Origin of the sequence: Enterococcus silesiacus (assembly GCF_001886225.1) — a bacterium.
GTDB classification, from domain to species: domain Bacteria; phylum Bacillota; class Bacilli; order Lactobacillales; family Enterococcaceae; genus Enterococcus_L; species Enterococcus_L silesiacus.
The window spans coordinates 191,374-214,005 of the sequence record NZ_JXLC01000004.1; the positions used below are offsets into that span (position 1 = coordinate 191,374).

A 22,632-nucleotide genomic window follows, 5' to 3' on the forward strand; every position below is an offset into this window, starting at 1 on the left:
CTCCTTTTTTACTGACTTTCTATATACAAATACTCCTCATCAAAATTAACCGTGATTATTAGTTTAGCAATCAGATTATTTTCATGTAACTCATCTTCTTCACTAAAACTTTGATATGCTTTTTTTTCATCAGAGCTAACATAGCCTTGAAAGTTTAACAATATTATTGGTAATGGCATCTCCTCAAAGACCTGTTTTAGCTGCTGATTGATACTTTCCTTTGCAAAAAACAAAGTTAGAAAATGAATTGGATGCTTTTTAATCCATATTAATTTTTCTTTGATTCCATTATTTTGACTATCTTTTCTTTCTAAAAAAATAGGGACAATATCCAAAAATTCACCTACACAATCAAAATAACGCGATTCTTCAATTTCTCTACCATATTGAAGCAAACCCATTGGAAGTTTTTCCACATTCAGCTTGTTAAATACTGGTTTGAGATTTGACTTAATCAGTTCTAACGCTTCATTGAAAAAATCGTCACTTAGTTCTAACAAAGGTACTCGAATTTTCAATTGTTTTAACGAGTCATTTACCTGTTTCACGACATTTAATGTTTCTTCTCCCCATTCTTCTAATAAGAATGTGTCATTTACCTGCTTTTCGTTAGTTATTTTGGGTAGTTCACTTAATTTTTGAACATACGCACTATACTTTGTCGGATTTTTTAGTTCTACTGACCTATCCATTAAATACGTATCCAATTGGCTTTTCAAAATCTCCAAGCTCATACCATCAAAAATCAAATGATGCAATCCCCATATGACTTGATAATGTGAAGATGAAAGTTTTAGGATCAGACACCGCCATAAAAATCCTTTTTTTCTATAAGGAGTTCGCATTATTTTAGAAGCTGTGTAACGACCTTCATATTCTTTATCCTTGGTGCTAAGCACTGAAAGATCAATCACTGGAATACTTACCATAAATAAGTTTTTCAATGTTTTTATGTCAACTTCTTGCCACATTCTCTTTTCTTCTATTAATCTGCTTTTTAATAATTGTTGAGATTCCACAATCTGCCAAATAACATCTTGTAATTCTTCAATGGTTTTGTCTCCATAATAATCATAGATAAAACCACTTTCTTGATATCCACGATTCAGATGTAGCTGTTGACAAGCTGAAAGAGAAAACTCTTCTACTGTTTTTTGAGTAGATATCGCCGATTCTAATTGGATCATTTGTATATCTAGATTATTCCAATCTATTTTTTTTATTTCTTCGCTGGTCCTAGTCTTCGTGTTTTCCTCTGGTAGATTCTGCAATTTTGATTTATTCTCCTCTAAAAAACAAGGGAGTTTTAGGAGATCCTTAACTGTAGAGTACTGGAATATTTCATTTACCTTTACTGGATAACCACTGTTTTTAAGTTCTTGTGACAATGAGATTGCTTTGATTGATTCTCCACCGCATTCAAAGAAATCATCTGTCTCAGTTAATTCAGGATAGTCTAAAACTTTCCTCATTAATCTTAAGACTAATTCTTTTTTTATCTCATGATTATTTGAGGTGCCTAGCTCCTCCTTGAAGACTAAATTGTCAACAAGCTCTAGAGTATGTTCACTTGAAATACTTTTTGATTGTTTAATTTTCTGCTTATCTAATTTTCCATTATGCGTTAATGGAAATGATGCCAATCGAATAAAATCAGAAGGAATCATATAATACGGAAGTGTTTTTTTCAGTAGGGAGATCATGGTTTCTTTTTCTATTTGAATTGATGGTTGAACAATATAGTAAGCAATTAGTTTAGTGCTGCCGTATGCATCTATTTCAGTTACAACCCGTACATCACTTATGCCATCAATCATTCTAAGTTTAGCTTCGACTTCTCCTAACTCGATTCTATATCCTCTGATTTTTACTTGCTCATCATTTCTACCTAGATAGTTAAATACACCATTTGAATCAAATGAGGCTAAATCCCCAGTTTTATATACGTTTATTTTCTCGCCATCAACATCAATAGAAATAAATTTTTCCCTACTAAGTTCATCTCTATTCAAATAACCGGAAGATAAACCAACACCACCAATACATAATTCGCCAACAATCCCCATAGGTAAAATATTGTTAAACGAATCTAGTACATAGCAATTGGTGTTAGAAATAGGACGTCCAATTGGAATCATTTCTTGGTTATCCTCAACAGTTGAAATTCTATGACAACAAGCAAAAACTGTCGTTTCAGTAGGACCATAACCATTGATTAATTTCTCATCATCTAAAACATCTAGTGCTCTTCTAACATGATCTACAGAAAGGGCTTCACCACCCACACAAAGAAATTTTAATCCCTGAAGTGACTCTAATTCCCAATCAACAAACATGTTGAACAAAGATGCAGTCATAAAAAATTCTGTGACCTGATTTTCTTTAATTACCTGAGAAAGCCTTTGAATGTCTAGTGTTTCTTTTTGATCAATCAAAACTAACGTTGCTCCATGTGACAAAGCACCAAATATATCGAAAACAGAGCCATCAAAAGCATAATTTGAAAGTTGTAAGAAGACATCTTCCGATGCGATTTGGATATAATTTGTCTCGTGGACGACTCGAACAACACTTCTATTTTGAACAAGCACTCCCTTAGGCAAGCCTGATGAACCAGAAGTATATATGACATAGAGATCATCATCACCAGATAAACTAATCTCCTTTAATGGTTCATTTCCAAAAGACTCTAATACCTTTTCATCATCTATAATTATGCTGGAAGAAAATTCAGAAAGTCTGGAAGCCTGGGTGCTGTTTGTAATACACATTATTGCTTGGCTATCCTTAAGCATATGAGTGATACGTTCTCTTGGAAAATCAACATCAATGGGAACATAAACGCCACCTAGTTTAATAATGCCCAAAATACTTATAATTTGGAGTGGTCCTCGTTCAATCAGTATGCCTATACGATCGCCTTTTTTAACTCCTTTACTTAACAACAACCTTGCGAATTGATTGGCTCGCTCATTAAGTTCACCATAAAAAATTTGCCTATCCTTGTATCTAAGAGCTACTTTATCAGGTGTTTTATGAGCCCACTCTTCAATCAACGAGATAATCGCTCTTTTTATTGGTGCCTTTGTCTGTGTTTCATTTATCCTCTTGATTAATTGGGTATCTTCTGGAGTAGTTATAGACAGTTCGTTTAACTTAGTCGAAGTATTTTTTATCATTTGCTCTAATAAATATATGAAACGTTTTCCTAATAAGAAAATCGCTTCTTCTTTAAACAAAGAGCTATCGTATTCAGCTTCAAAAGTAAAATGGCCTGACTTTTCAATAATTGTAAGCGTCAGATCAAATTTGCTATCAACGCTATCGAACTCATATGGCTCTAGTACCATCGACTCTAGCTCTAGTTCATCAGTCCCCATATTAATATAATTTATCATGATATCAAATAAAGGATTTCTAATGCCAGTTTTTCTGAGTTTCAGTTCCTCAACTAGCAAATCAAACTGACAGTCTTGATGTTTAAAAGACTGCAATAATGTTTTTTTCGTCTCTTCCATATGTTCATTTACGGTTGCAGATGAGTTGATTTTGCTACGAATTGCTAATGTATTTACAAACATTCCAACCACTGCTTCCAAGATTGGCTGACTTCTTCCAGAAACTGCTGTTCCTAAAACAAAATCTTCTTGACTGCTATACTTCCAAAATAAAAGTTGTAGTGTACTAAAAATTATCATATAAGGAGTAAAACCGTTCTCTTTAGAAAATTTGTTTATTCCCAAATTTAATTCTTCTGAAAAATCAAATAATAAATTTTTTCCCACTCTGTCTGTTTCAATAGTTCTCCTAAAATCAAACGGAATGGCTAATGATTCTAGTTCTCCAGATAGCTCTTTTTTCCAATATGCCAAATCTTTTCTATAATTTTCGCTATCTAAATAGTTTTTTTGCCATACAGCGAAATCTTTGTATTGTATTTCTAGTGGTGCGAGTGATTCATTTTGATATAGTAATTGAAATTCTTTTAGCAATACATGAATAGATGATTGATCAGAAATAATGTGATGCATATCAATTACTAACAGATGTTTTTGTTCCGATATACTTAGTAAGTTCATTCTGATTAGCGGTGCAGTTGATAATTTAAACGGCACAATTAACTCAGAAACTTTTTGGTCAATATCAGATTCTAGAATATATTCCTGAGTTAATTTAACGGTTAAATTAGGGGCTATAAATTGTTTTAAATCCCCATCGACAATAGCAAAACTAGTTCTGAAAGACTCATGCCGATCAACCAACTGTTGGAAAGTTTCTTGTAAACGGTCCAATTTTATCTCCCCATAGATGTAATAAGCTGAACCCAAATTGTAGGCCAATCGTTCTTCTTCCACTTTTTGTGCTGCGTACATTCTTTTTTGAGCATAAGTTGCATCATAATAAATTTGCTCTTCAACTTTGGTTATTTGATCAAACCCCTTAGCTGCGCCGGCTGCTCCATCTAATTTTTGTTGTACAAAAGCTGTCATCTCTTCAAATCCAGAATTATCAAAGACTTCTGACACTGTCAACTCAATTGCCATTTCTTGATTGATTCTAGAACACAGCATGATTGCACTTAATGAATGTCCACCTAACTCAAAGAAATCATCTTTTGCATGGCAGTCGTTAATTCCTAGAACTTCCTTCCACGTATCATGTAAGATATCGGTTAATGGTCTATCTGTCTTATTACTTTCAATACTTTTTTGTTCAATAAACTCTGTATGAGTAGATGAAACAATATCATTAGGATAAGCAATCTTACTAAAAGAATATGTGGGCAGTTCTATATTATTCATGACACTTGCATGTAATTGCTGGAAATTCATCGGGTAACCCATCATCCACAAATTTCCTATAATTTCGTAAAAAATAGATTGGAATTTCTTATTTCCATTTAAAATTAAACTCTTTTTAGCGTCCTCTTTTGGTAATCTCAATGAGAGAAATTCATCTTTTGTCCCAAAAACTAGGAAGTAACTATTTAGGGGTAATTCACTGCTAGTTAATTCAGTTAAACTGCCTATTTCTTCTACTTGCGTCAGTTTGAGTAATGACTCTTTTAGAGTCAAATTTCCTTTTAAAACATCACATAAATTATTCATAGCAGGTGAAAAAGCATGATACTTTCCTTGAATTCCTAACTTTTGAAGAGCTTTACAAAATGCATATTGAACTGCCCAAGAAAGTAGGCGATTTGTTTTTTCTATCTTCTCTTGTTCCTGAATCTGAATTATTTCTTGAAAGGCTTGCGAATAAACTTTTCCAAATGGTTTTTCCTTTTGTTCTTCAAAAAATTGAGTAATTTCTTTCCAAGGAACTGTTCCTTCTAGTAAGACAATATTCAATTTTGATATATTCTCTTCCTTTTCTGCTGATTCAAATTCAGAAGTTGTAATCCTCCCTTTGTGCTCATTTATTATTTGAAATCCTCGGTAATTGAATGCAGCTTTCTTTTGTAATTGCTGTGCAACTTGAGTAATTGATACTTGTTTATTCTTATTTAAATAATTAAACAAAGATTGTTGGTTTGCTTTCATATTATCCGGCGTTTTTCCAGAAAAAGTGAACAACTCAACTTTTGACTCTCTCTCTTCTTCATTCATCACATTCTCTTTTGAATCATAACTTCCAATTACCACGTGTACATTCGTTCCTCCTATTCCAAATGAGCTGACTCCTGCATAAATTGTCTCAACATCGCTCAACTTTCTACTTGTTTTATCCACTTTAAAAGGACTATCTTCGAAACTGATTTTTTCATTTGCATTTTCAAAGTTTATTAATGGCGGAACAATTTTATTTTTCAATACCAGAACTGTTTTAATAAACCCTGCAACGCCTGCTGCAGCATCCAAGTGTCCAATATTTGCTTTGACTGCACCTAAAGAACAATAATTTCGTTTTGAAGTCGAAAAAGCTTGTTTTAACGCCTCAAATTCAATTGGATCCCCTAACTCTGTTCCTGTACCATGTGTTTCCACATAAGTTATTTGTTCTGAGCTCAGCTTGGCATCCTCTAAAGCTGTTTGGATAACTTCCTTTTGCCCTGAAATACTAGGTGCCGTATACCCCACTTTGTGCAATCCATCATTATTAATTGCAGAGCCTTTAATCACTGCGTGAATCATGTCGCCATCTTTTTCTGCTGCTGACAATCGTTTTAAAACAACCACTCCGCCGCCATTTCCAGATACAGTGCCGCTCGCATTGTCAGAAAATGGACAACAATGTCCATCTCTAGAAAAAATCATCCCAGGCTGCCATAAATAACCTTCTTTTTGCGGATACGTAATAGATACGCCTCCTGCAATCGCGATTTCACACTCTCCACGGAGCAAAGACTCTTTTGCTTGATGTATTGCTACAAGTGAGGTTGAGCAAGCTGTTTGGATATTCATGCTCGGACCTTTTAAATTTAATTTATAAGAGACTTTTGTAGTAAAAAAGTCTTTGTCATTCAAAGTGAGTAGTTCAAACCCTGACATACTATCTTGTTGTTCCTTAAAAAATTGAGACAGCCAAGAAACATTTGTACTACTTCCAGAAAACAGCCCAATTTTATCCTCATACTGAAATGGATCATAGCCTGCAGATTCCAATGCTTGCCATACGATTTCATGTAACATACGTATTTGTGGATCCATCAATCGAGCTTCTTTTTCACTATAACCAAAAAACTGGGAATCAAAATACTCTGTTCCTTTGAGATAACCTTTCGCATTGATATAGTTACTCTGTTTATACATCTTTTGAGAGATACCTGTTTCATTTAATTCTTCATCTGTAAAATGATGCAACATCTCTTCACCTTTTACTAACTGTTCCCAAAATTCCTGAATAGTTTCTCCTTTTGGAAAATGTCCAGACATACCGATAATTGCAATATCTTCTTTTCTCTTATCCGAGTTGTCAAAACTATCAGCTTTCTTTTCTTCTATTATCAACATTTTTTCTTCCTGCAACTCTGAACTATAAAGAAAATTAACCAATGAGTTGATTGTTGGATGCTCAAATAAATCCAACAAAGAAGTATTTAAATTAAGTTTTTCAACAAGCTGATTATTTACAAGCATCAAGCCAAGTGAACTACCTCCTGAATCAAAAAAGTTGTCTTCCAAACCAACCGTTTCAAGATTCAATACTTCTTTCCAAATAATTCGAATATTATTTTCCATCTGACTTCGCTCTATGACACTTTCTTTTAGCGAATGAACTTGATTTAACTCATTTAGATTCTCCATTGTAGATTTTACAGTTAGTTGATTTTTATCAATTTTTCCATTAGGTAATATAGGAAATTTTTTCAAGTTGATATATTTTGCAGGCAACATATATTCAGGTACAGATTTTTTTAACCAAGATTTCAAGTCTAAATCGTCTAAATCAGTTGTTTTCACTGTATAAAAAGCGACTAAATATTCTGTGCCCAAATCATTTTCAAAGACTTTAATGACTACTTGATTGATAAGTGGATGCGCTTGAAGATGTTTTTCGATCTCACTTAGCTCAATTCGGTATCCTCTGATTTTCACTTGCTCATCTAATCGACCTGCTAGCTCTATTTCTCCATTTTCTAACAGCCGCGCACGATCCCCAGTTTTATAGATACGTGTGTTTGCTTTATCATTCAGTCTTATAAATCGCTTCTCATTTTCTTCCTTGTTATTTTTATAACCTATAGCTAAGCCCGATCCGCTAATACATAACTCTCCAAAGAATCCAGTCGCAACACTATTGTTATCTGAATCCAAAATGAAAATTTCTGTATTTTTGATTGGCTTGCCTATTGTAACTTGAGTAGCATGAGTAAGATCTTTTGTAGTTGACCAAATAGTTGTCTCCGAAGGTCCATACATATTAAAAATTCTAGCTTGAGTACTCTCTTGTAAAAAATGCATCAGTGATAGTGGATAGTTTTCACCACCACTCAAAATACACGTCAACTGTTTCAGAGCAGGTTGGAAATGCTTATTTTCAACCATTGCTTTAATTCTAGAAACCGTACTTAAAATATGTGTTAATTGATATTTCAAGATCTTCTCACCAGCTAAACGTGCATCTAACTGCTCTTCTTCTGATGCGATATAAACCGTATGGCCTAAACATAGAGAAACTAGCGATTCAAATCCAAAAATGTCGAATGAGTTAGTTGTTAGAGAAAATACTTTGTCGTTTTCATTATCAAAAATATGTTGCTCATCAACATCTTGAATAAAATTCAAAACGGAAGCCTGCGAAACCATAACACCTTTTGGTCTACCTGTAGTTCCAGAAGTGTAAATCACATAGCAAAGGCTGGTGTTCGATACCTGAATTAATAGATTTTGAGCCGCTTCACAAGTAAAGTCAGATAGTGTCTCTACATGCTCATAATCTAAATAATCAACTTCAAGTTTTAGATCATCTATTATGTCTCGTCGACTAATAATCACCTTTGTTTCACTATGTTCTATCATATACTCGATACGTTCTCTGGGAAAAGATGGATCTATTGGAACATAAGCTGCGCCTAATTTAAGTACTGCAACCATTGCAATCATCAAGTATTCATCCCGTCCTACTATTAAACCAACCATATCCCCTTGGCTTATTCCGGATATTCTCAATTTTCGCGCTAATTGATTTGCCTTGCTATTAAACTCTTCGTATGAGATTTTTCGCCCATTAGACAAAATCAACGCATCTTTTTCTTTGATTCTAGCAGCCTTACTTTCAAAAATAGCACTTATTGAGCTCATACCGGCTTCATGTGGGTTGCTAAAACGTTTTAAAGTTTCGATAGGTGCTTTAGGAGAAGAAACTATCTGTTCTAAGATATACTCATAGTTGGCAACCATTTCCAGAATAGTAGATTCAGCAAATAGTGCTGTAGCATAATCAACAAATCCTTCTAGTTGGTTTTGTTCAATATTTTCCTGACAGGTCATGACTAAATCATAAGAAGTTGTCTCAATTGGCATATCATATGAAACAAAACGAGCACCCTCAGCTTTTAATTCATTCTTATCCATATTTTGAAAATCAAAACAAACGTCAAAAACGGCATTTCTATTTAAGGTTCTAGGAATATTAAGATCTTCTACTAGTTGATCAAAAGGATAGTCTTGATTTTGAAAAGCATTTAAAACTCGCTCTTTTACTTGGTTAATCATTTCTAAAGAAGATAAATTTGAGTCAATCGACGCTTTTATCGGCAGCATATTTATAAACATACCCACTATATTACGAGTATCCTTTTGCGAGCGTCCTGAAACAGGAGAGCCAACAATTAGTTCTTTTTGTCCTGAGTATTTAGCTAGCAATATAAACCAAGCACATAACATAGTAATATATAACGTCACACCATTTTTTTGTGAAAACTCTTTTATTTGAGCGCTCAGTGTTGGATTGATCATAAAATAAAACCTATTGCCGCCAAAGGTGTTTTTTTCTGGTCTTACATAATCTAAAGGCATTTGTAAAACGGGAATATCTCCCTCTAATTGTTTTAGCCAAAAGTGTTTTTGTTTCTGTAATTCTTCAGATATTAAATTTTCTTTTTCCCATACAGCATAATCTTTGTACTGCAGACCTTGTTCAAGTGGTATTCCCAAATATAACTGATTAAACTCTTTTGCAATGATTTCCATTGATGTTCCATCCGCTGCAATGTGATGCACATCAAATAGCAAAATTTGTTCTTTAGCATTTACTTGAATTAATTTAGCCCTTAACAAAGGGGCTTCTTTTAATTGAAAAGGCTGAACAAACTGGTCTATCTCTCGTTTCAAATAACCTTTTTCATTCATTTCTTGAATTGACAAATTTTGATGGCTATTATCTTGATAAACAAATGGAGTATATACATTTGTTGCTACTTTCTGAACAATTGAACTGCCATTGATCTCAAAAGATGTTTTTAAAATACTATGGCGGTTTATTAGCTCTGCAATAACCTTATTTACTTTTTCATGATCCAGATTTCCATAGATAAATGTAGCTGATGATAGGTTATATGAAGTTGTATCTTTTTCTAGCATTTGAAGCATAAACATTCTTTTTTGGGCTGTCGACAAAGTATAGTACGGTAAATTTTGCGTTGCTTCTATCACCGAACAATCCTGAGCAGATGAGGAATTATTTTCTAAAAATTGAGCTAATTTTTCAATTTTTGGATGATCAAAAATATCTGATATCTCAAGTTTTATTCCATATTCGTCCTCAACTATAGAGGCTAGACTTGCCGCTTTTAAAGAATCTCCACCTAACTCAAAGAAATCATCGTGCTTAGATAGTTCTTTGAATCCAAAAACAATTTGATAACTTTCAATAAGAAGATCCGTAAGGTTATTCGTCAAAATACTGGTCGTCGTTGTTTTCTTTTGTGCTTCTTGTGTTGACAAAGTCACTTGGTGTTTAGATAGTGTAATAGGATATTCTGATTTTTCAAAAGAATATGTTGGTAAGGATATTTTCCTTCTATTTTCATACTCAGAAAGTCCATCCCAGTCGATTTCTACGCCATTTCTCCATAAGTATCCAATTTTTTCTAGAAGAAAGACCTCATCTCTCTTATTTTCTTTTGGATGCCTCACTAAGTTTGTAATAACTTGTTGTTGTTGTTGTTCATGTTGTCTTAAAAATGAAGATAGCGTATTTCCAGGCCCAATCTCTATATAAACACCTTCAGCATCACTTAAAATCTGTGTTAATGACTGCTCAAAATAGACAGTCTGTGTAATATGCTTACTCCAGTAAGAAGAATTCGTCATTTCTCCATGCTTTACATAATCACCAGAAAGGTTAGAGACTATGGGAATCTTTGGTTCATTTAACACGATTTCTTTAATGAATAAATCAAACTCTTCGCTAGCTTTTTGCATCATAGGAGTGTGAAAAGCATGAGACGTTTTTAAAACACTTACAGTTATTCCAATATTTGACAACGTGTCTTTTAACTGTTCAATTGCCGCTTTTGGCCCCCCAACAACACACTTATCCGTTGTATTTCTCAACGAAAGATAACAATTTTCAGGAAGGAGATGTTGGAATTTTTGATAGTTAGCCATAACTGCTAGCATGGAGCCCTCTTGCTGTTTTTGCATTACTTCTCCACGTTTTTTTATAATCTTAATACCATCTTCCAAGGTCCAAACTTCTGCAATTGTAGCTGCAACTAATTCTCCTATACTGTGTCCCACTAGTATTTTTGGCTGTATTCCTAAAGTCATCAAAAGTTTTGCCAAGCTATACTCCGTAATAAATAAAGCCAATTGAGTGTATTCTGTCTGATTGATTTTTTCTGGTTCTTCTGTTCCAAAAATGATTTCTTGAATAGATTCAGCTTCTTCCTTTTCCAAAAAAGAAAAGCATTCCAATACTAACGATTGGTAAACTGCTCCTAATGTCGATCTAGAAGAATTTTCAAAAAGCTCTCTTAACATTCCTTGATACTGACTTCCTTGACCAGAAAACATAAAATATAGCTTTTCTTTCTGACTACACTGTGTAATTTGCACATCTACTGCTTTTTTCAGTAATTCCTCTAAATTAAAATTTTCCCGATTGATAACAAAAGAATATCTGTAAGGGAAAGCCAATCTACCTTTTTGAAGTGTCCAAGCAGCATGGGACAAGTTTATTTTTGAAATTGACTGATCGGTATAATTTAAAATATTATCAATATTTCTTCTTACAGCTTCTTTTGTTTTCCCAGAAACAACAAATAAGTTGTTTGGACTTTCATCAACTTGCTGGGTGTCCAAGGCTTCTTCTAGAACCATATGAGCATTTGTCCCTCCTACTCCAAAAGAATTGATACCAGCTCTCATTAACCTTTCTGTTTCAACACGAAATCCCTTTGATTTTACTTGAAAAGGAGTTGTTTCAAATTGAATTTTTTGATTCGCTTCTTCGTAGTTGATCGTCGCTGGAATAAATCTTTTCTTTAAGACCATCGCTGCTTTAATCAAGCCAACAACTCCCGCTGCGGTGTCCGTATGGCCAATATTCCCTTTCACAGAACCTAACGTACAAAAGCCTTTTTTTGAACTTGCGAACGCTTCAGTCAATGATTGTACTTCAATTGGATCACCTAACGCTGTTCCAGTTCCGTGTGCCTCAACATAAGATACTGTTTCCGGATCGATTTCAGCTCTTTTATATGCTTCTTGAATCACTTCTACTTGTCCCTTAACGCTTGGAGCTGTAAATCCAATTTTTTGACTACCGTCATTATTGATTGCAGAACCTTTTATTACTGCGTAGATATGATCTCCATCTTGATAGGCTTCATCTGCTCGTTTCAAAACAACTAATCCCATTCCATTTGAAAAAACAGTACCTTCAGCTTTTTGATCGAAAGGACGACAGTGTCCATCTGGTGAAAACATCATTCCTTTTTTGTAAAGATATCCACCTTCATTTGGCAACTCAACCGTAATGCCTCCTGCTAAGGCAACATCACATTCTCCTAAAATTAAAGATTGACAAGCTAAATGCGTAGTGACCAGTGTAGTTGAGCAACCAGTTAACGCTGAAAATACAGGACCAGTAATATTAAATTTATAAGCCAATCTGGTTGCAAAAAAATGGTTAGTACTCAAAGTAAATCGTTCATAAATATTTCCAAAGTTTTCTTTTGAATTAACTAGCGTCTTATACCACTCAAAGTCATCGGAACCGCCAATGAATATTCCCGTCTTAGATGTTTTATGTTGAGGAATATGACCTGCATCTTCAAAAGCTTCCCAAGCACCTTTATATAAAATTCTTAACTGAGGTGACATTTTTTGTACTTCAGACGGTGAATAATCAAAAAATTCTGAATCAAAGGTGTCTAAGTTATTAATACGTCCTTTGCTTTTCACATAATCCGGATTATTAATTAAAGTCTCATCAATACCTAACTCCCGAAGTTCATCATTTGTGTAAAAATGGAGCGATTCTTTTTCTTCTACTAGGTTTTTCCAAAAATCTATGATAGTTTCTGAACCTGGAACATTCACAGACAACCCTATAATTGCAATATCAGATGATTGTGGAAATTTTTTTTGACTAAAAAAGGACTTTCTATTACTGATTGCTGAAGCTTCACCACTATTCAATTTTTCTGCTAATAGACGAATCGTCGGCATTTCTAATAAGTCAGTGATTGGAAATTCAATTTGTAATTGCTTTTTTAGTTTGTTGTGCACCTGAATCAATGCCAAAGAATGTCCACCGATATGCACGAAATTATCATCAATACCAAAAGAAGAGAAACCCAAGACTTCTTCCCACGATTTAAATATCAGTTTTTCTAATTCCTTTTTGGGCATCTCTTTTATAGCTTGATTTTTTTTCTGATCAATATTTAATGTTTCAAGGTATTTCCGATCAACTTTCCCACTGTTATTATATGGAAGCTCCGCAACATGAATAAATAAAGCAGGTATCATATAGCTCGGTAAATGATCGCCTAGCTGTTTTCTCAGGAAAAATAAATCCAACTCTTCTCCCAAATAGTAAGCACATAATTTTTCCACTAAAGTGTTGTCACTCTTAACAATAACCACCGCTTGGATAATTCCCTCGATCTTTTCAAGCGTGTTTTCAATCTCACCTAATTCAATTCTAACTCCACCGATTTTCACTTGCTGATCCATTCTATTGATATATTCAATAGAGCCATCAGCTAACATACGAGCTTTATCACCCGTACGGTACATTTTTCTATAGCTTTCCTCATCATCATTATCATAATAAGGATTATCAATAAATAATTTTTGATTCAATACATCATGCTTTTTATATCCTCGAGCCACTTGAGTACCCGCAATACAAAGTTCGCCTGGTATACCAATTGGTTGAAGCTCTTGTTTAGTATTTAAAATATATAATCTTGTTTGATTTAGCGGTTTGCCGATTGGAATATAAGCACTTCTTACTTTTTCACGTAAAGATTGATGTGCGACCCACATAGTAGATTCCGTTGGTCCGTAGACATTTTCTAGTTTTATACTGGTATCCAATAAAAGAAACTGCTCGATAACTTCATGCGTAACAGCTTCTCCTCCTAAAAAAATCCATTTTAACGAATTCAAAAGCTTCTTATTACTTGATGACACATTCTCTAAAAAAAGCCGAAACATAGATGGTACAAAATTAATGTGCGTGATATTATATTCCTTAATTGAATTTAATATAATCGCAGAATCTTTTTCGGCACCTTCTTCTAAAATAAATAAAGCACCTTTACCAATGATCCACCCATATAGTTCTGTCCCTGAAATATCAAATGAAAAAGCCGTTTTAAAACAGTAAACATCTTCTTTTTCCATAGGAAATTTGCCATCTAATGCTTCTAAAACATTGATTGCACTATGATCTTCAATCAAAACACCTTTCGGTTGTCCAGTTGATCCGGATGTATATTCAACATAGAGTAAATCTGTTTCTTTCCTAGTAATATCTAAATTTTCTGTCTCGCCCATATCACCTATCAACGGTATTTCATAAACCTCTACCTTATCAACTTTAGGGTAGGGTAGTTTTTCCCCATTTAATAAAAATCGAACATCACTGTCTTTAAAAATAAATGCTTTTCTGTCTTCTGGATAATCGATATCTATCGGTAAATAACTACACCCCGCTTTAATCACTGCAAACACAGCTATAACCAATTCCGGGGATCGTCTGGCTTGAATAGCAATAGTCTCTTTCCCACCATTCGTTTGTTTTACTATTTTTTTCGCAAGAAAGTTCGCTTTATCATTTATTTCTTTGCAAGTATATTTATAGTTTTTACCAATCAATGCAATACTTTGAGGATTTTCCGCCAAGCGTTTTTCTATGACTTCTTTCATATCAGAGTACTCATTTATTGTCTCAGGAGAGGATTCTACCATCTTTAAAATAGAATTTTCTTCACTGGGTTGTAAGATACTTATCTCAGAAATAATCTGATCACAATCGTTCACTATGCTTTCTAATAGATACAAAAATCGTCTTCCTAGTAGCTCTATCGTTTCATCACTAAAATAATCAGTTTTGTATTGGAGCTTTATCTCTTTCGTTTCTCCACTATTATGTAAAATAGCCATCATCGTTCCTGGGAATGTTACATTTTTGGGAAATAGATTTTGAATTTTACAAGAACCGTTTATTTCTTCATCAAAAAAATCATATACAAAAGAAAAATCAAAAATCGAAGGGCCATCCATATTACTTTTCTGATCTCTTGCAATTAAGTTATTAGGATAACCAGTATTTTTATAGCATAATAACATTTCTTCATATAATTCTTTAGATAAATCACTAAACGAGATATCCCTATCAAACAATATTGAGATTGGTAAAGTATAGATAAAACAACCAATTGTTTCTAACAAATCAAAACTAGGTCTGTGAGAAAACGGAGTTGTAAGAGTCACTCTTTCTTGGTTAGTGTACTTGTGAATCAACACATAAAAACAAGCAAAGAAAAATTGAAAGACTGTTATTTCTAATTCTTTACTTTTTTCTTGTACTGCATAGAATAGCTCATCAGAAATAGAGAAAGCCTTTTCATTAGATTCACCATTATTCTGATTATCTTGAATGAAGTCAGCTAACATATCAACTGGCGTCATTCCCTTGGTTTTTTCATGCCAAAAATTTTTATGTTTATTGTATTTTCCATTTTTCAAGTATTCATTTTCACTCAATACAAAATCTGAATACCCTTGATCAACATCAAAAGTGAATTCCGTACCATCTAAAATATTTTGATAGTATGTCACTAATTTTTTCTGGAATATCCCCATAGAAACTCCATCTGAAATGATATGGTGTACACAAATAATACAAATGTAGCCATCATTTCCTTCAATTATAGAAACTCTAAATAAAGGGGAGTCTTGTAATCTGAAAGGGTCGTTCGTAATTTTTTTCACATGATGTGTTATCTCTTCGGAATAGACGCTTTCTTCATGTTTCAAGAGCTGAATCTTTTCACCATTTGTCTCGACGATTTCCATGAACATTCTGTCATTCTCTACTCTTAGTTTAGCTCTTAAAATCTCCTGTTCAGCAACTACTATATCTAATGCCGTTTGCATAGCATTTAAATCTAAATCAGAAATTAAGAATATTGCAGAGATATTGTAATCTATCGGGTTAGAGAATTGACAATCAAAATATATCCCCTTTTGTACTTCAGATAATTCAATTTTTTTCATTTCACACTTCTCCTATATCTTGTTTATTAACAACTTGTCTTATTCAAAAATTAATTAAAAACCCAGATACCGCCAGCTAAAATTGACAACACTGTAATAAACGTTTGATAAGCGACATCCATAATTATATTGGCAATACTATCTATGTCACTTTTCCCTGTTTCTTCTTTTTTCTCTTTATAAACAACACAGTGCGACCACAAACCACTAATTCCATAAATATACATAGTAACTAGTGTGCCTACCCAAAAATTCCCTTTAAACCAAATAGCCATCACGCCCATAATACCTAAACCAATTTGAGAAAATCCATATTTAATTTGAAACAAGCCTCCTGGCCAACCAAGCATTTCAGCCGTCTGATCCGCACGAATAATATTCACAACTAAACCAATTACCCCAACAAATCCAAAGGTTACAACAAACTGATGTAATAATAATACATTGCAAATTTCAGACAAAGAGAAATTTGTAATCCCTCCCATAAAAAGTTGTCCGCCAGCAGTTAGTAATCCCAAAACCCACAATACTAAAAAAAACATTTTTATTTCCCCCTATATTTTATTTTCCCACTGTAAAATATACACAGTTATTCTCTAACAACATTTCAACTCTAATAGAAGATAAAAAACAAGACATCGTATTCTTACTTAATTTTAATATGTTTCTTATTTCAAATATAAACAAAAAGGCATCTTTTGTCAATTAAAAATTATATTTATATTACTATTGGTAAAAAACATACTGAATTAATTAAAATGAACATTTTTAAATAGGAAACGAACTTTATTCCTAGATTAATATACGCATGATAAATTAATTTTTATCTCATCAAACTCTAAAAATATTATATGCTCTTATTTCTTTTATTATATTGTTTTTTTTCTAATATTCATTAATTACATGACTGGAAAATAAATGCACAATCGATTTTCACAAAAAAAATGCTAGGACATAACTCTATGAGTCACATCTCAACATCAAGGAATTCAAATAAATAATGTGATCGAAGCTACTACTACGCTTCGATCACATTGTGTTAAATTGCTGTGAATTCTAGAAGAACCTAGTGACTCGATAATACATAATGAGATTGAGACATCACTCTACGAATCACGATATGATCTCAAAAAATTTTGCGTAAAAATACAATTTTTGGGGGATATTTTTTACAAATTATTATGAGATAGAATTCAAACTAAAAATTGTAAAAGAGTCCCTAACGGACTTTCCAACAGACTATTATGATGAAGCGAAAAAACGAGCCTAAAACAGAATAACCATAGAACTGATTGGAAAGTATCGCCAAAATCGTGTATTACAAATGATTGAGCTAGCACGTTCTACCTTTAATAATTGGAAAAAACAGTTAGTAAGCAAAGAAAAAGTGCTTCACATAGAAGGACTGATTCAAATAATTTTTGAAGAGAATGATCCCAATCATGGCTATCGTCGAATCAATCTGACTTTAGTGAATAGAGGCTATCAAATCAATCATAAGAAAATCCGACAAATTATGAAGAAATATAACTTGGTATGTACAAGATTGACGCACCGATCAAGAAGTTATAGATCCTACAAAGGTTTAGTGGGAACCTTGGCTAAAATAAGGTAAATCACCGCTTTTTAAGCTCGATTCCAAAACAAAAAATCTTTACAGATATTTCAGAATTCCACTAAACTAAACGAAATTTTGAAGGAATTAAACTATCAAAAAAAGCCTATCTCAGCCCTTTTCTTGATAGTTTTAATGGAGATGTCATGGTCTATTGATTCAAACAAAAGACAACGCTGGATTGTGTATTAATTCCTTTAAAAACGGCTATTAAAAAAAGGAAGAAGAACAACTTTCGAACAACCAGCCATTCCGATCAAGGGTGGCATTATCAAAATAAACAGTATGTCAGACAATTGAAGCAAGCAAAGTTATACTAGAGTATATCAAGAAAAGGCAACGGTTTGGACAATGCATTAATAAAAAATTCCTTTGGTCTAATGAAACAAGCAACGTATTACGGTCGTCGTTTTTTTAGCTTCGAAAAATTAAAACGAGCAGTTACATATTAGATTGATTATTACAATCATCATCGGATAAATACAAAATTGACTGGTATGAGTCCGGTTCAATACCGGCTTCATACCAGCCAAATGGCAGGTTGATCTACGTACAACTTTCAAGGTTCACATCATCACATCCAAACCTCTGCTTTGATAGTTCTTAGATTTGAAGGTTTCCGAGATATACTGATTCCTTTTATCTTGACCGCGTTTTAATTCTATAAAACCATCGTTTCCAGTTCAAAACGAATCTTACTTTGAAGTTGCTGAATTTTTTCAATCTCTAAGCTATCTTCATCGACTTGATACTTTTGAGCAATAGAATGATTGTATGAAATGATATAGCTTACAGCCCACAGCTTGGGATTTTCAATAATTTTATCTGCTAAAGGATACAGCAACGCAAAATGTAACCGAATTTCTTCCATGATATCTACCAACAAAATAGGGTTATCATTGATCAGTTCTTTTTCTAAAAAAAGCAGGATTCTTTGATAAGCAGCGCAATCTAGCGGTCCGCCTACAGTTGCTGGAACAACCATGTATTTTTGATTGTCCCTCCACAAAAATTCAACTTCTTCTTTGACATGGAGGCTGACAAGTTCTTCAAGTATCCATGATCGAACCAAATTATGTACCTGCTCATCTAGCAGAATCTTTTTTCCAATCACAAGAAATTCATCTTGTGGCAGCTGACCAGCTTTTTTTACGATTGCCAATTGTTCATAGTAATTATGCTGATTTAAATGATTTAATTCCTCTTTTAACTCTTTAATTTTCCCAACTTCAAATTGCTGATACATCAGTTCAACGTGACGGATCTTTTTCTTCAAAGAAATCAATTTTCTCATTTCTCCACTTTGCTCCATCAAAATTCGTTCATTAATAATGCTATGTGCTTGGATGAATAGATGATTTTGGATTAAAATTTGTATATAAAGCTCCAAATAATCTAAGTAAGCAAAATATTTTTCTTTCATTTCTGAAGCTAAAGATAGTGCTTGCTCATTTTCGCCTGTTTCTAAATACGTATTTACCAGTACCACATTCAAAGGAAAATCTTGCCGAATCGCATAGGCCTGTTCATAATACCCTACAGCTTCAATCAGATTATTCTGTTTCAGCGCTTCTTGTCCCAACTCAATAAATCGTTCATAGTTCTTTGGAAATGGAATTTTATTTGTCAAAAGAAACACCACCTTCCTAATGATTACTCCTCCTGATAAACATTTATTTGTATAAATGATAGCAGAAAAGAAATAGTGTGTACACTTTAAAAAGGAAATATCGTTACTTAAAATATATTATATTAATTTTTAATATAGATTTCTAATGATGACTGCTGCTTCAGTTGATCCCTCAGTTTTCATTCGTTCTGCCTTTTCTAGTAATGTATAGCCAACATAGAATTCTTTTGTCAACTCATCTTGTACTTTGAATTCTACAACTTCTTCGACATGAAAAGCATGTGGTTCAACTTCTTGAACACTGTCCCATCCAGTATCAATAAATACTTTTGTCTGATCATTGATTACGTCATTTACTGCTAGCTCTTCTACAAGTCTCTTCAATTGTGAAAAGGTCATTACTTCTACTCGATTATCCATTGTACTGCCTCACTTTCTACTGTTCAATCTTTTGTTTTCTTTTCCAACTATTCAGATAAACACTGAGTCAACCCTTTACTTTTCCCCACTCTCATCATAACCTAAAATCGATTTTTATAACACTTAAAATTAAAAAGAAAGGAAATAAACTTTTTTGTTTATTTCCTTTCTTTTTATTATGCTTTTGTTAATTCACCATCTTCAATACGGTAAACATTGTCACTCCACTCAATCATTCTTGGATCATGAGTGACCATGATCGTTGCTTTTTGTTTTTCATGCGCTTCTTTTGCTAAAATTTTTACCACTTCATATGCATGTTCAGTATCCAGACTTGCAGTTGGTTCATCAGCTAAAATCAAGCTTGGTTCATTAAATAAAGCACGTGCAATTGCTACTCGTTGGCGTTCACCACCAGATAAATCTCTTGGAAATTTATGGAGTAGATCAGCTATATCTAAAGAAGCTAATAATTCGTTGATACGCTGACTCTCTGTTTTTTTCTTTTCAATTTTATCTACTAAAGTAAATTGCTTTTCTACTGTTAAGAATGGGATCAGATTAGAGGCTTGTAAAATAAACCCAATTTCTTCAAAGCGTAATCTTGAACGTTTCTTTTCGTTTAAATGGGTAAAATCCTTGCCATTGATCATAATTTTTCCAGAAGTTGGTGTTTGGAGCCCACCTGCGATCGTTAAAAAGGTACTTTTACCTGAGCCAGAAGGGCCAATAATACTGACAAACTCACCAGCTTTAACTTTTAAATCGATGCCTTTTAATGCTTCGACTTCCCCATGGCCTTTACCAAAAGTTTTACGAATACCATCCATCACTAAAATATCAGTCATTTTCTTACCCTCCTATTGCTTTCATTGGATCAACATGAGTCACTGTACGAATCGAAAAAACACCGCCTAAAACAGCAACCACAATCAATACTAGACTGTAAATCAATAAATTCATGCTATCTAATTCAAACGGCATAGCTGATGGCAACACAAGGTTTGTCAGCAAGGTCAAGACCACACCGATCAACACCCCTATCACGCCTAAAATAAAGGTTTGAGCTATGATTGATTTGATGATATAGCCATTAGATATACCTTGGGCTTTCATTACACCAAACAGACTTGTTTTTTGTAAGGTCATCACGTAGATAAAAATCCCAATAATCGCTGCTGTGATCACAAATAAGAAATAGATCATAGCATTTAGCGTAAGATTTTGTTCACTGTATCCTGGTAATTTTTGGATAAATGCTTCGATTCCATATTTTGCTAAGTGATCATCCTGATCTGTCAATTTGATACTGTCGGTCTTCGTAGAACGAACGACAATGCCATTGATTGGGGCTTGTTTTCCTTCAATGATTTTACCAAACTTAAGTTCTTGCCATTGATCAATTGATGTATAAATCAGCGGCACAATACTAAAGCTGTTTTGTTTCGTGATCCCGACCACTTTCAACTCTTCATCAAGCTTACCGATCTTCACCGAATCGCCTAATTTAATGCCTTTATCTACTAAATTTTGAGGAATGATGATTTCTCCCGACGCTTTAAAATAACGTCCTTCAATTAATTCAGGTTTAATTGAACTATCTTCCTTCACACCAAAAAGAGAAATATTGATTTTATCGCTATCTTTATTTTGGCCAACTTTATTTAATGCACCGGCATATTGTCCAAGTGGCTCCTTTTGTTTGGCTTCAACCTGATTTAAATCATCCATCACCAAACTTGAAGCATTCAAACTTTTATTGGCATCTTCCGACAACACAATACTTGTCGCATTCCATTTGTCAACGCCTTGTCTTACGCCTTGAGCCAGACCATTAGCTAGCCCTGATAACATAAATGCCACATAAGCAACTAAGACGATCACACCGATCACTAACGTGTATCTAAGTTTAAAAAACTTCATCTCTTCTAATCCTAAAAACATTGATTCCACCTCTTTTTTATCGTTTGATAAAAAAATGCTCAAAAAAAGATCTGCACACTTTTTATCACTTGATAAAAATAGTATCATAAAAAAAAGAATTAAACAACGTTTTTTTATCACATGATAAAAAACAGTTAATTCTTTAAGCTAAAACACCATGTAAAACCATATTCATCAGCTCCGAGATTTGTTCTGAACGCTCTTTTTCTGTGGAAAGTTGATGAATCGTTGAAAATAATAAGGACAAACTCATAAGATAAAACTGGGCTGCTCTTTGTGAAGAAACACCAATACCTAAGGGATTTTGATTTGATTCAAATAAAGCTTGTAGTGGTTTCAAGTAGTAATCATTCAGTATATAAAACAGCTGTTGCTTATTTTCTTGTTCCATTTCAGCGGCGCTTTGATGAATAAACGAAAAAATATCTCTATGGTAAACATTCAATAATGCATGGGTACATTTGACTAATTGGTTTTCAAGCGAATCCGGTTCTTGCTGTATTTGTTCTATTGCCTCTTTCAACTGACTGCCGATTTGCTTATTAATTTCGATAAACAAAACTTCTTTATTAGAAAAATGATAATATAATGCTGGCTGTGTAATCTTCGCAGCTTTTGCAATATCACGAGTGGACGTATTCCGATATCCATTTGTTAAAAAAAGCTCTTTTGCTGTTTCTAAGATCGATTGATGCGTCACTTCAAATACTTTTTCCTTTTTCATGGTTTCGCCCTCCTCACATATTCATTGTATGAACTATTTTAAATCATAATCAAGAAAAAAGATAGTGAATAAAAAAAGGATTGTAGCTTGATTCTGATTTTTACTATTTTTTTAT

General features: G+C 33.5%; 9 protein-coding genes. 2 read left to right on the forward strand and 7 right to left on the reverse strand.

Going from position 1 to position 22,632, the window contains the following annotated elements:
* Positions 1-8: 8 nt before the first annotated feature.
* Positions 9-16,184 carry a hybrid non-ribosomal peptide synthetase/type I polyketide synthase gene (locus RV15_RS04495; RefSeq protein WP_071876851.1) on the reverse strand — a complete coding sequence of 5,392 codons (16,176 nt, stop codon included), beginning with the start codon at positions 16,182-16,184 and terminating at the stop codon, positions 9-11.
* A gap of 50 nt (positions 16,185-16,234) precedes the next feature.
* On the reverse strand, positions 16,235-16,726 hold the full coding sequence (locus RV15_RS04500) for a DUF6790 family protein (protein WP_071876852.1): 492 nt from the start codon (positions 16,724-16,726) through the stop codon (positions 16,235-16,237).
* A 782-nt stretch (positions 16,727-17,508) separates the two neighbouring features.
* Between RV15_RS04500 and RV15_RS18510 the strand changes: the two genes are divergently transcribed.
* Both RV15_RS18510 and RV15_RS19150 read left to right on the forward strand, forming a co-directional pair.
* Complete coding sequence (locus RV15_RS18510; RefSeq protein WP_083429099.1) at positions 17,509-17,799, forward strand: IS3 family transposase; 291 nt, start codon at positions 17,509-17,511, stop codon at positions 17,797-17,799.
* Positions 17,800-18,251: 452 nt separating this feature from the next.
* Positions 18,252-18,344 carry an IS3 family transposase gene (locus tag RV15_RS19150; RefSeq protein WP_083429100.1) on the forward strand — a complete coding sequence of 31 codons (93 nt, stop codon included), beginning with the start codon at positions 18,252-18,254 and terminating at the stop codon, positions 18,342-18,344.
* A 116-nt stretch (positions 18,345-18,460) separates the two neighbouring features.
* Here the strand turns inward: RV15_RS19150 and RV15_RS04510 are convergent, their stop codons facing one another.
* The 5 genes from RV15_RS04510 to RV15_RS04530 form a co-directional block, all read right to left on the reverse strand.
* On the reverse strand, positions 18,461-19,438 hold the full coding sequence (locus tag RV15_RS04510; protein ID WP_245791241.1) for a tetratricopeptide repeat protein: 978 nt from the start codon (positions 19,436-19,438) through the stop codon (positions 18,461-18,463).
* A gap of 120 nt (positions 19,439-19,558) precedes the next feature.
* Positions 19,559-19,849: a hypothetical protein gene (locus RV15_RS04515; RefSeq protein ID WP_071876853.1), complete on the reverse strand. Its 291-nt coding sequence runs from the start codon at positions 19,847-19,849 to the stop codon at positions 19,559-19,561.
* A 176-nt stretch (positions 19,850-20,025) separates the two neighbouring features.
* The gene (locus tag RV15_RS04520) at positions 20,026-20,697 is read right to left on the reverse strand and encodes an ABC transporter ATP-binding protein (protein WP_071876854.1); all 672 of its coding nucleotides are present in this window, start codon (positions 20,695-20,697) and stop codon (positions 20,026-20,028) included.
* A 4-nt stretch (positions 20,698-20,701) separates the two neighbouring features.
* A complete protein-coding gene (locus tag RV15_RS04525) occupies positions 20,702-21,793 on the reverse strand; it encodes an ABC transporter permease (RefSeq protein WP_071876855.1) in 1,092 nt (363 codons plus the stop codon).
* A gap of 142 nt (positions 21,794-21,935) precedes the next feature.
* Positions 21,936-22,517 carry a TetR/AcrR family transcriptional regulator gene (locus RV15_RS04530; RefSeq protein WP_071876856.1) on the reverse strand — a complete coding sequence of 194 codons (582 nt, stop codon included), beginning with the start codon at positions 22,515-22,517 and terminating at the stop codon, positions 21,936-21,938.
* Positions 22,518-22,632 lie beyond the last annotated feature (115 nt).

Coding starts and splice junctions, on each gene's coding strand:
- RV15_RS04530 (WP_071876856.1), bottom strand. CDS start 22,517: ATGAAAAAGGAAAAAGTATTTGAAGTGACGCATCAATCGATCTTAGAA.
- RV15_RS04520 (WP_071876854.1), bottom strand. CDS start 20,697: ATGACTGATATTTTAGTGATGGATGGTATTCGTAAAACTTTTGGTAAA.
- RV15_RS04495 (WP_071876851.1), bottom strand. CDS start 16,184: ATGAAAAAAATTGAATTATCTGAAGTACAAAAGGGGATATATTTTGAT.
- RV15_RS18510 (WP_083429099.1), top strand. CDS start 17,509: ATGATTGAGCTAGCACGTTCTACCTTTAATAATTGGAAAAAACAGTTA.
- RV15_RS04500 (WP_071876852.1), bottom strand. CDS start 16,726: ATGTTTTTTTTAGTATTGTGGGTTTTGGGATTACTAACTGCTGGCGGA.
- RV15_RS04525 (WP_071876855.1), bottom strand. CDS start 21,793: ATGTTTTTAGGATTAGAAGAGATGAAGTTTTTTAAACTTAGATACACG.
- RV15_RS04515 (WP_071876853.1), bottom strand. CDS start 19,849: ATGGATAATCGAGTAGAAGTAATGACCTTTTCACAATTGAAGAGACTT.